Origin of the sequence: Microbacterium sp. B19(2022), assembly GCF_012030385.1 — a bacterium.
GTDB lineage: Bacteria > Actinomycetota > Actinomycetes > Actinomycetales > Microbacteriaceae > Microbacterium > Microbacterium oxydans_B.
This window is the reverse complement of sequence record NZ_JAAUVO010000038.1, coordinates 1-10,676: the sequence shown is the minus strand read 5'-3', so window position 1 is coordinate 10,676 and position 10,676 is coordinate 1. Positions and strand designations below refer to the sequence as shown.

General features: G+C 67.4%; 10 protein-coding genes. 4 read left to right on the top strand and 6 right to left on the bottom strand.

The window, feature by feature from the left end; genetic code table 11:
* On the bottom strand, positions 1 to 1,440 hold a 1,440-nt coding region (locus tag HCX50_RS19590), incomplete at its 3' end, for an ATP-binding protein (protein WP_167635461.1).
* Between the two features lie 181 nt (positions 1,441 to 1,621).
* On the opposite strand from HCX50_RS19590, the gene HCX50_RS19585 reads away from it, so the two are divergent.
* Positions 1,622 to 1,840 carry a DUF7455 domain-containing protein gene (locus HCX50_RS19585; protein ID WP_029263258.1) on the top strand — a complete coding sequence of 73 codons (219 nt, stop codon included), beginning with the start codon at positions 1,622 to 1,624 and terminating at the stop codon, positions 1,838 to 1,840.
* A gap of 5 nt (positions 1,841 to 1,845) precedes the next feature.
* Here HCX50_RS19585 and HCX50_RS19580 read toward each other — a convergent pair whose 3' ends face one another.
* Together HCX50_RS19580 and HCX50_RS19575 are read right to left on the bottom strand one after the other, a co-directional pair.
* Positions 1,846 to 2,886: an alanine racemase gene (locus HCX50_RS19580; RefSeq protein ID WP_167635460.1), complete on the bottom strand. Its 1,041-nt coding sequence runs from the start codon at positions 2,884 to 2,886 to the stop codon at positions 1,846 to 1,848.
* Positions 2,883 to 3,587 (bottom strand): alanine racemase, encoded by a 705-nt coding sequence (locus HCX50_RS19575; RefSeq protein ID WP_337750289.1) that lies wholly within the window; start codon positions 3,585 to 3,587, stop codon positions 2,883 to 2,885. Before HCX50_RS19575 ends, HCX50_RS19580 begins: the two co-directional genes overlap by 4 nt.
* 80 nt (positions 3,588 to 3,667) lie before the next feature.
* Here HCX50_RS19575 and HCX50_RS19570 point away from each other — a divergent pair, with 80 nt between their 5' ends.
* Complete coding sequence (locus tag HCX50_RS19570; protein WP_167635459.1) at positions 3,668 to 4,684, top strand: sugar-transfer associated ATP-grasp domain-containing protein; 1,017 nt, start codon at positions 3,668 to 3,670, stop codon at positions 4,682 to 4,684.
* Between the two features lie 60 nt (positions 4,685 to 4,744).
* Here the strand turns inward: HCX50_RS19570 and HCX50_RS19565 are convergent, their stop codons facing one another.
* From HCX50_RS19565 to HCX50_RS19555, 3 genes are all read right to left on the bottom strand, one after another.
* On the bottom strand, positions 4,745 to 5,440 hold the full coding sequence (locus HCX50_RS19565; protein WP_167635458.1) for a coenzyme F420-0:L-glutamate ligase: 696 nt from the start codon (positions 5,438 to 5,440) through the stop codon (positions 4,745 to 4,747).
* Positions 5,437 to 6,675, bottom strand: coding sequence for an RNA polymerase sigma factor (locus tag HCX50_RS19560; protein ID WP_091036688.1), 1,239 nt, complete (start codon positions 6,673 to 6,675; stop codon positions 5,437 to 5,439). The genes HCX50_RS19565 and HCX50_RS19560 overlap by 4 nt, the downstream gene beginning before the upstream one ends.
* 168 nt (positions 6,676 to 6,843) lie before the next feature.
* Positions 6,844 to 7,785, bottom strand: a complete 942-nt coding sequence (locus tag HCX50_RS19555) for a proteasome assembly chaperone family protein (RefSeq protein ID WP_091036691.1) — start codon at positions 7,783 to 7,785, stop codon at positions 6,844 to 6,846.
* 114 nt (positions 7,786 to 7,899) lie between these two features.
* Between HCX50_RS19555 and HCX50_RS19550 the strand changes: the two genes are divergently transcribed.
* On the top strand, positions 7,900 to 9,372 hold the full coding sequence (locus HCX50_RS19550; RefSeq protein WP_167635457.1) for a leucyl aminopeptidase: 1,473 nt from the start codon (positions 7,900 to 7,902) through the stop codon (positions 9,370 to 9,372).
* Positions 9,373 to 9,375: 3 nt separating this feature from the next.
* On the top strand, positions 9,376 to 10,676 hold a 1,301-nt coding region (locus tag HCX50_RS19545; protein ID WP_167635456.1), incomplete at its 3' end, for a dihydrolipoyl dehydrogenase.

Here is a 10,676-nt window from a genome sequence, read left to right as displayed (position 1 = left end):
GCGCTCGACCTCGTTCGTGCGGCAGTCGACGAGCTTCGTCGGCAGCGTCGACGACTCGAGAGCGTTCTTCCGACGCTGCGTCTCCTTGTGGGCGCGCGCAGACACGCGGGCCTTCATCTCGGAGACGATCTTGTCGAGCAACTGCGACGCCTGGTTCTTATCGTCTCGCTTGGTCGAGCTGAAGCGCTCCCCCAGGTCCTTGCGGATCACCTGGGCGACGATCGCCCGCACCGCCGGCGTTCCCAGGATCTCCTTGGTCTGGCCCTCGAACTGCGGCTCCGGAACGTTGACCGTCAGAACCGCCGTGAGACCGGCGAGGACATCGTCCTTCTCGAGCTTGTCGTTGCCGACCTTGAGTCGGCGCGCGTTCTGCTCGACCTGCGTCCGCAGCACTTTCAGGAGCTCCTGCTCGAACCCCTGCTGGTGGGTGCCGCCCTTGGGGGTGGAGATGATGTTGACGAACGAACGAACGCGGGTGTCGTATCCGGTCCCCCAGCGCAGCGCGATGTCGACGGCGCACGTCCGCTCCACCTCGGTGGAGACCATGTGCCCGTCGGCCTGCAGGACAGGAACGGTCTCCTTGAACGTCCCCTCCCCCTGGATGCGCCAGGTGTCCGTGACAGGAGGATCGGTCGCCAGATACTCGACGAACTCCGAGATGCCGCCTTCGTACAGGTAGGAGGTCTCGACGGGGCCGAGCGTGGTGGTCTCGCCCTCGGCATCAGGAATCGGGACGACCTGACCGGCAGCCCGCTCGTCCTTGACGACGATCTCGAGCCCCGGGACGAGGAAGGCCGTCTGGCGCGCCCGCGTCTCAAGCTCGGTGAGCTGGAACGCCGCGTCCTTGGTGAAGATCTGACGGTCGGCCCAGTACCGCACGCGGGTCCCGGTGACGCCGCGAGGCGCCTTTCCGATGACACGAAGCTCGCTGTTGTCCTGGAACGGCGTGAACGGGGCGTCGGGGCGCTTCTCGCCAGAATCCTTGAAGATGCCGGGCTCGCCGCGATGGAACGACATCGCATACGTCTTCCCCCCACGATCCACCTCGACGTCGAGGCGTTCCGAGAGCGCGTTCACGACCGACGCGCCGACGCCGTGCAGGCCGCCGGAGGCGGCATAGGAGCCACCGCCGAACTTTCCGCCCGCGTGCAGCTTGGTGTAGACGACCTCGACGCCGGTGAGGCCGGTGCGCGGCTCGACGTCGACGGGGATGCCGCGGCCCCGGTCATGTACCTCGACGCTGCCGTCGGCGTGCAGGATGATGTCGATCTTCGTGCCGTTGCCCGCCACCGCCTCGTCGACGGAGTTGTCGATGATCTCCCAGAGGCAGTGCATGAGGCCCGGCGAACCGTTCGACCCGATGTACATGCCCGGGCGCTTGCGGACAGCTTCGAGCCCCTCAAGCACCTGGAGATGGTGGGCAGAATACTCGGCATTCACAATCTCTGAGTCTATTCTCGCGACCTGTACTCCAGCCGCAGACACTCCCCGTACGCCTCCAGTCCGTGCCCGTCCCGTACGCGCTGAGCGAAACACGCCGCAAACCGGGCATGCCCACAGGTGCAGCGTGGTTGTATTGACCAAATCAGCAAGCGAAGCCGACACCCGAGGAGGCACCGAGATGAATGCAACGACCGAACGTGACACCTCCACCATCGAGTTCCGTCTGACGGCAATGGATCGTTGTGATTCGTGCGGCGCTCAGGCGTACATCGCCGCCGAGGTGAACGGCTCCGAGCTCCTGTTCTGCGCCCACCACGGCCGCAAGTACGAAGAGAAGCTCCGCAGCATCGCGACCAGCTGGCACGACGAGACTGCTCGCCTGATCCAGGCGGTCTGACTCCGTCAGTCCCGCACGACCCGGCGGACCCGAGCGGTCAGCCGGGTGAGGATCTCCTCGCCTACTGTGTCGATACGCTCAGCGAGAGTGGTTGCCGACGATTCGCCGCGGTCGCCTGCGCCGAACAGCGTGACCTCGTCCCCCACCCTCAGGCCCGGCCACCCCGCGACGACCGACGTCGTCTGACCCACGGCCGCCAGATTCCGGGCACCGTCGGGGGTCCCCACGTCGACCCCCCTGAGGGTCGAGGGAAAACCGTCGAAACTGCCGATCGAGATCACGGCATCGCCGTCGACGACATCGACGACGGTCGCCACCAGACTCGCCACCGGACGGACGCCCGGGAGCTCAGGACCGTCAGCGGAGCGGATGCCGTAGCAGAACGCTCCGATGCGAGACACCGTGCCGCGCATCTCGGGACGCCACCAGGATGCCGCTGAGGCGGTCAGGTGCAGTGAAGCGGGAACCGGCCCCGACTCCCCCACGACGCGCACCGCGTCCAGGAACACCGCTTGCGCGTCGTCGTCCTCCTCGTCGCTCGCCTCGGCGATGTGACTCCACACGCCATCGAGCTCGAGCAGTCCTGCGCGCTCCGCCGCCCGGGCGTCCGCCACCGTCGCGGCCCAGTCCTCCGGCAGGATCCCGTTGCGGTGCAGCCCCGTGTCGACCTTCAGGTGCACACGCGCGCGCACACCGAGCGCGTCGGCGCGCGTGATGATCCGCCGCAGATAGTCGGTCGTGCCCACTCCGAGATCGATCTGCTGCAGGAGGGCGTCGTCGACCTCGGCATCCGTCGACGTCGCCCAGGCGAAGATCCGCGCATCCCCGCCTGCGACGCGTCGAACGCTCAGTCCGCCCGTGATGTCGTAGCTGCCGAACCGGTCGACGCCCGCCTGGACCGCCGTCTCGACGGCCCACGCGAGTCCGTGTCCGTATGCGTCGTCCTTGAGCACGAGCATGAGGGCCGACGGCGCGATCCGCGTGCGCACGGCCTCGATGTTCGTGCGGAAGACGCTGCTGCTGATGCGGAGCTCAGGGCGGCTCATGCCTCCCACCCCCGCGCCGCGTGCGCGCCGGCCACCGTGACGAGCTCCGCCGCCGCCATCCCGGTGACCGCGCTCCATTGGGCGAGTCCGTCCGCGGCGGTGCCGCGTCCACCGAAGTACGTGACCTCCGCACCGGCTTCGATGTCGGAGCCGTCGAGATCGACGACGCAGACGTCCATGGCGACGCGCCCGATGATGGGTCGCGCGACACCGTCGACGTCGACGAGCCCCTGGTTCCCGAGCGCTCGCACGATGCCCTGCGCGTAACCGCCCGTCACGAGCGCCACCGTCGTGTCCGCGGGCGCGCGGTAGGTGTAGCCGTACGAGACTGCATCGCCGGCACGAAGGCGCTTGGTGGACAGCACGCGGCCGGTGAGGCGCATCACGGGCTGTGTCACGAGGACGCCTGACTCATCAGGAAGTCCGTACAGCAGAGTCGGGTCGATATCGGCTTCACCGGAGGTCACCCCGACGATCCCCTCCAGACGCAGCGCCTCGATCTCTCCGTCAGCGTCGACCAGCACCTGCTCGGCGCCGGCGGCGGTCACCGCCTGCGCGACGGCGAGGATACCGTGGCCCCAGGCATCGCGCCGCAGATCGGCGACGCGCCCGCCGGCGAGCACCGCCGCTGACGCCCCTGCAGCCAGGGCAGACCGGGAGATGATCGCTCGCGGCAGGGCGCTGGAAGTCGTCTCACACACGTCCTCCACCCTAGCTTCCGACTCCCAGGTGGACCTGCGCGGCCCCCGTAGACTGGTGGAGACCCCGACCCAGGAGCCACATGTCTCGTCTTTCCCTCACGCCCCGTATCCGCTACCTGCTGGGACGTGCCCGCCGCATCGACGTCGGATCGGTGGTGGAACGGGCCAAAGAGGCTTCGGAGCAACACCACAAGGCTGTGCCCGGCATCGTCGTGGACATGCTGTGGTCCGCCGCCCGCCACAACGTCGGATTCCAGGACTACATCGACTACGACTTCGCGATGCTCACCAAGGCCGAACGCGAGACGTACATGACGCACCCGGTGTCGAACCAGCTCTCGCAGCGGTACGACCACCCGGACTACCGCTGGATCTTCCAGGACAAGGTCGAGTTCGACAAGCAGTTCTCCGCGTTCCTGAAGCGCGAGTGGATGGTCGTCGAAGAGGGCAACGCTCAGGCCGTCCGTGAACTCACCGAACGCCTCGGCACGATCGTGACGAAGGAGCCGGTGGGGCAAGCGGGCACGGGTGTGCACCGCTACCACGCCGCCGATGTCGACGATTGGGAGGAGTTCCACCGCGGACTGCTGGAGCGCGGCGAACTGCTCATCGAAGAGGTGATCCGTCAGCACGATGCCCTGGCGGCCGCGTGCCCCGGCACCGTCAACACCACGCGCATCACGGCGTTCTTCGATGGCGAGAAGGCGCACATCCTCGCGATGGCGCAGAAGTTCGGACGCGGCGAGGTCAGCGATCAGATGACCTTCGGTGGCTTCTACACGATGCTCGACGAGAACGGCCACGCCATCGGCGCCGGCTACGATTCGCACGGGCACGTGCACGAGACGCACCCCGACTCCGGTTTCCGCATCGCCGACTTCCAGTTGCCGTACATGGAAGAGGTGCGGGCTTTCATCGACGAGGTCGCCCGCGTCGTGCCGCAGGTGCAGTACGTCGGCTGGGACATCGTCGTGTCCCCCGACGGCCCCGTACTCGTCGAGGGCAACTGGGGCGCCGGCGTCTATGAGAACAAGCCCAGCGTCACCGGCATCCGCACCGGTCACAAGCCCCGCTACCGCGAGGTCATCGGCTTCTGAGACACGAAGAAGGCCCCGGATGCTCGAGCATCCGGGGCCTTCTTCGTGTGTTCCGAGGGATCAGATCGCGCGGACGATTCCGAGCGGCGTGGACTCGAGGCCCTGGCCGAGGGGGTTGTCGCCGAGGATCTTCACCAGACGACGCTCACCGTCTTTGTCGAGCGTCGAACCGAGGATATTGCCACCGAGATCGTTGATGTCGACCACCGCGACCTCCGCGTGACCGCCGATGAGCTTCTTGAGGCGGGCTGCGACACCGTCAGGGTCCTTCGGTCCGAGCACGACCGCCTCGTTGTACGGCGGGATCGTGTGCTTGGTGGGTCCGTCGATCGCGCGGGCCTTGTCACCCGCGATGCGATAGAAGTCACCGCGGCGACCGAACGCCTTGGTGACCGCCGCCACGGCCGATGCGAACAGGATGCGCGGCGTACCGCACTCCCGCAGCGCCATCTCCATCGTCTCCGGCATGCCGAGCCCGATGCCGTACGGCGTGCGAGTGACGTACTTCGACAGGAACAGCGCGAGCTTGCGCGGCTTGATCTCATCGAGACGGTATGACCGCCCCTGCGTGATCGCCACGATCTTCTCGGTCACGAACAGCAGGTCGCCCGGCTGCACCGCGTCCTTGGCGTACTCGGTGATTATCGCATCGATGTCGTCCTCGGGCATGACCACACGAGTGCGCAGCGGGATGCGCGCATAGTTCTTGCCGTCGACGCTCGCCTCGAGAGCCTTGCCGTCGTTCGCCTGGCTCATTCGAGGTAGTCCCGCAGGGACTGCGAACGGCTCGGGTGACGCAGCTTCGCCATCGTCTTCGACTCGATCTGGCGGATGCGCTCGCGCGTCACGCCGAACGTGTCACCGATCTGGTCGAGGGTCTTGGGCTGACCGTCGCCCAGACCGAAGCGCATGCGGATCACGCCTGCTTCGCGCTCGGAGAGCGAGTCGAGCAGCTGCTCGAGCTGACGCTGCAGCATGGTGAATCCCACGGCGTCTGCCGGAACCACGGCCTCGGTGTCCTCGATCAGGTCACCGAACTCGCTGTCGCCGTCCTCACCGAGCGGAGTGTGCAGCGAGATGGGCTCGCGGCCGTACTTCTGCACCTCCACGACCTTCTCCGGTGTCATGTCCAGCTCGCGGCTGAGCTCTTCCGGAGTGGGTTCGCGACCGAGGTCCTGCAGCATCTGACGCTGCACGCGGGCGAGCTTGTTGATGACCTCGACCATGTGCACCGGGATGCGGATCGTGCGGGCCTGGTCGGCCATCGCACGCGTGATCGCCTGACGGATCCACCAGGTGGCGTAGGTCGAGAACTTGAAGCCCTTGGTGTAGTCGAACTTCTCGACGGCACGGATCAGACCGAGGTTGCCCTCCTGGATCAGATCCAGGAACTGCATGCCGCGGCCCGTGTAGCGCTTCGCGAGGGAGACGACGAGACGGAGGTTGGCGCCGAGCAGGTGGCTCTTCGCACGCTGGCCGTCGCGGGCAACCCACTGCAGGTCGAGTCCGAGCTGGCTCGTCTTCTCGGCCGCCGACATCGCCGACAGCTTCTCTTCGGCGAACAGACCCGCCTCGATGCGCATCGCGAGCTCGACCTCTTCGGCCGCGTTCAGGAGCGCGACCTTTCCGATCTGCTTCAGGTAGTCCTTGACGGGGTCAGCCGTCGCACCGGTGATCTGCGTCGAGTAGACGGGAACGTCTTCATCATCGTTCGACGAGATGACGATCGCGCCGGTCGGCAGCGGCTCGGTGAACTTCGGCTTGGCGTCTTCGTCCTCGTCGTCGTCGACAGCGGCCACGGCAGGAGCCTCGTCTTCTTCGACGACGTCCTCGGCCTTCTTCTTCTTGACGGGGGCGCGCTTCGCGGCAGCACGCTTCGCCGCGCTCAGCGGCGCGGGCTTCTCGGGCGCATCGGCCTCGACCGGAGCGTCGGCGGTCGTCTCTTCGGCAGCCTTCTTCGTCCGGGTGTTCTTCGTCGTGGCAGGAGTCACGTTTCGCCTTTCACGGAGCTGCTGTGTAGCCCCGGGACATTTCGGACACTAGTAAGACCCTTGTCAAGTCCAGCGCTCGAAAACACTGATTGACAACGGGTCAGAGTCCTAGTATCGCACACGTGTGGCGATGCGGACGCATTCCGACGAAGTTCTCCCGTATCGATCTCAACCGCGACCGGGCTTGTCCTCGTCGCCGGACGGACGAGAGGCGAGGTAGCGCTCCAGCTCGGCCGCCAGCTCATCGGCGCTGGGCAGGTCGCGCTCGCTGAATCCGCCCTCGTCATAGGAATCGTCGTCGGGGTTGCGCCCCGCCATGTAGGCGTCGTAGCGACGCTCGAGGTTGTGCACCATCTGCTGCAGCTCGTCGTTCCCCGCGACCTGCTCCCCCACGCGCGTCAGGTAGTCCTCACGCCGCTCCTGCACCGCGTCGAGCATCAGTACCAGGCCCGTCGAGGCCATGAGCTTCTCGGCGGCGGCGATCACGGCATCGGGATTCTCCGTCTCCGCGAGATAGTGCGGTACCAGCAGCACGAACCCGACCGCGCGCTCATCGCGCTCGATGAAACGGAACTCGAGCAGGTGCCCGGCAGTGGCCGGCACCTGGGTCCGCGGCCTCCACACCGAATGCGCAACCGTGAGGTCGCGACGGTTGCCGCTCACCGTCGTGCCGATCGGACGGGTGTGCGGCACCGGCATGGCGATCGAGTGGACCCAGTGGAGCCCGGAAACATCGAACTCCGCGGCCAGATCCAGCACCGTGCTCGCGAATGCGTTCCACGCGAAGTCCGGCTCGTAGCCGGCGAGGAGGAGGAAGGGCCGATCCAGGGCATCCGTCGCGAGGGAGAGCTCGAGCCGGGGCGGACGGAACTCGGTGAGGTGATCCTGGTCGAAGGAGATCACCGGCCGTCGAGCGCGATAGTCCAGCAGTGCATCGTTGTCGAAGACGACGATCGGCTCGGGCGACGCGGTCTCGCGCAGGTGGTCGATGAGCCCGGAGACAGCGCTGCCCGCATCGGTGAAACCGGTGAGGAGAACCACCAGGGGCAGGCCGTGCGGCACTGTCGGCGCATTCGCGACACGTTCGTGGATCTCACCGGAGAAGGGCATGCCTCCATGCTACGAGCAGGTCCGGATACCGGGGCGCGACGCATCATGCTGAGAGCGAACACTCCCATGGGCGGCGGACGACCATGCTGCGGCGAAGATCCTAGGATGGAAGACATGACGCTTCCCGTGCTCTCGCACACCACCGCTCAGTTCCCCGGAAGCGCTGCAGATGCCGCAGTGCTCGTCGTCGCCGCTCTTCCCGAGTCTGCGGAATCGCTGTCCTCCTACCCGGGCCTGGCCGACGCGCTAGCAGGTATCGGATTCACCGGCTCCACCGGATCATTCGCCCGCGTGCACCTCCCCGAGGTCGCCGCTGTGCCGTTCGCGGTCGTGGGAGCAGGCGACAAGCCCGACGCCGCCGCCGTCCGCAATGCAGCCGGTGCCGCGCTGCGCTCCCTCACCGGATTCGACCACGTCGCGCTCGGTCTCGCCGACGGTCTCGAGGGGTTCGCCGCTGCGGCGGCCGAGGGTTCCGTCCTCGGCGGTCACCGCTTCGACGGATACCGTTCCGAGAAGGGCAAGACCCGTGCCACCGCGGTCACCCTCCACGCGGCGCTCACCGATGCGGAGGCCGCACACGCCCAGGCCATCGGCGATGCTGTGGCGCTGATCAAAGACCTCGTCAATGTGCCCGCAGAGTGGCAGAGCCCCGCGCAGCTCGCGAAGAGTGCCGCCGACAGCGTCGCCGACCTCGCCGTCACGGTCGAGATCCTCGACGAGAAGGAGTTGGCGGAGAAGGGCTTCGGAGGCATCCTGGGTGTCGGACAGGGCTCCGACCGGCCGCCGCGGCTGGTTCGTCTCGACTACTCGCCCGTCGGAGCGAAGCGCCACATCGCCCTCGTCGGCAAGGGCATCACCTTCGACACGGGCGGCCTGTCGCTGAAGCCCGCGGCATCGATGGTCGGGATGAAATTCGACATGGCGGGAGCGGCCACCTCTCTCGCGGCGCTCCGCGCGATCGCCGCGCTGCAGCTCCCGGTTCATGTGACGGCCTGGCTCTGCATCACCGACAACATGCCCTCCGGGCGCGCCCTCCGTCCGGGCGACGTCATCCGCATCCTCGACGGCACGACCGTCGAGGTCCAGAACACCGATGCCGAAGGCCGGCTCGTGCTCGCCGACGGCCTGGTCGCCGCGAGTCGCGAGCAGCCGGATGTGATCATCGACGTCGCCACTCTCACCGGTGCGATCGTCGCCGCCCTCGGGCACCGCCACACGGGCGTCTTCGGCGATGATGACACCGTCGCCGAGTTCCTCGCTGCGGCCGAGCAGGTCGACGAGCCCGCCTGGCACATGCCGCTGCCGACCTACATGGAGGAGTCGCTCGATTCCCCCATCGCCGACCTGCAGAACGCGAACATGGGTGACCGGATGGGAGGCGCCTCGTTCGCCGGCCTGTTCCTGCGCCGCTTCGTCGGCCGCACTTCCGAGGCCGAGGACGCACCGCGCATCCCCTGGGTCCACCTCGACATCGCCGGCTCCGGCGAGCACGGCGGATCGCCGTACGGCTTCACGGAGAAGGGCCCCACGGGGGCGATGGTCCGATCGATCGTCGCCTTCGCCGCAGCATCCCACAAGGAGGCATGACACATGACATCCCACACCTTCGACGTCGTCGTCCTGGGCGGCGGCAGCGGCGGCTACGCCGCGGCTCTGCGTGCGAGTGAACTCGGCAAGTCCGTCGCACTCGTCGAGAAGGACAAGGTCGGCGGCACGTGCCTGCACCGCGGCTGCATCCCAACCAAGGCGCTGCTGCACGCCGCAGAGGTCGCCGAGCACGTTCGCGATGCCGCCTCCGTCGGAGTCACGGCGACGCTGGAGGGCATCGACCCCGCAGGTGTCCGCGCCTACCGCGAGGGCATCGTCGCGAAGAAGTTCAAGGGTCTCGAGGGACTCGTCAAGGCTCGCGGCATCACCACCGTCGCCGGTCTCGGCCGGCTGAACGCCGATCGCAGCGTCAGTGTCGGCGCCGATGTGTACGTCGGTGCCGACGTGGTGCTCGCGACGGGTTCCTACAGCCGTTCACTTCCCGGCCTCGACATCGGCGGGCGGATTCTCACCAGCGAACAGGCGCTCGCACTCGACGTCATCCCGGAGCGCGTCCTCATCCTCGGCGGCGGTGTCATCGGCGTCGAGTTCGCCAGTGTGTGGCGCTCTTTCGGCTCCGAGGTCACGATCATCGAAGCTTTGCCGCACCTGGTCCCGAACGAGGACATCGCCCTCAGCAAGGGCCTGGAGCGCGCATTCCGTCGCCGCGGCATCCAGTACTCGCTCGGTGTCCGCTTCCAGACGGCGACGCAGGATGACTCTTCCGTCACGGTCACGCTCGAAGACGGCAAGGAGTTCACGGCCGACTACCTGCTCGTCGCCGTCGGGCGCGGCCCCGTCACCGCCGACCTCGGATTCGAGGAGGCAGGCGTCACCCTCGACCGCGGGTTCGTGACGGTCGACGAGAACCTGCGCACCGGCGTCCCCGGGGTGTGGGCTGTGGGCGACATCGTTCCCGGCCTGCAGCTCGCGCACCGCGGGTTCCAGCAGGGCATCGCTGTCGCCGAGCGGATCGCCGGTCTGTCCCCCGCGAACATCCCCGACGTGCAGATCCCCAAGGTCACCTATTCGAGCCCTGAGGTCGCCTCGGTCGGTGTCACCGAGGAGGCTGCGATCGCCGAGCACGGCGCCGACGCGGTCGCGGCGTACGAATACAACCTCGCCGGCAACGGCAAGAGTGAGATCATCGGGACGAGCGGGCTCGTCAAGGTCGTCCGGCTCAAGGACGGCCCTGTTCTCGGCGTGCATCTGCTCGGCGATCGCGTCGGCGAGCTCATCACCGAGGGACAGCTCGCTGTCGCCTGGGAGGCCCACCCCGAGGACATCGCCCCACTGATCCACGC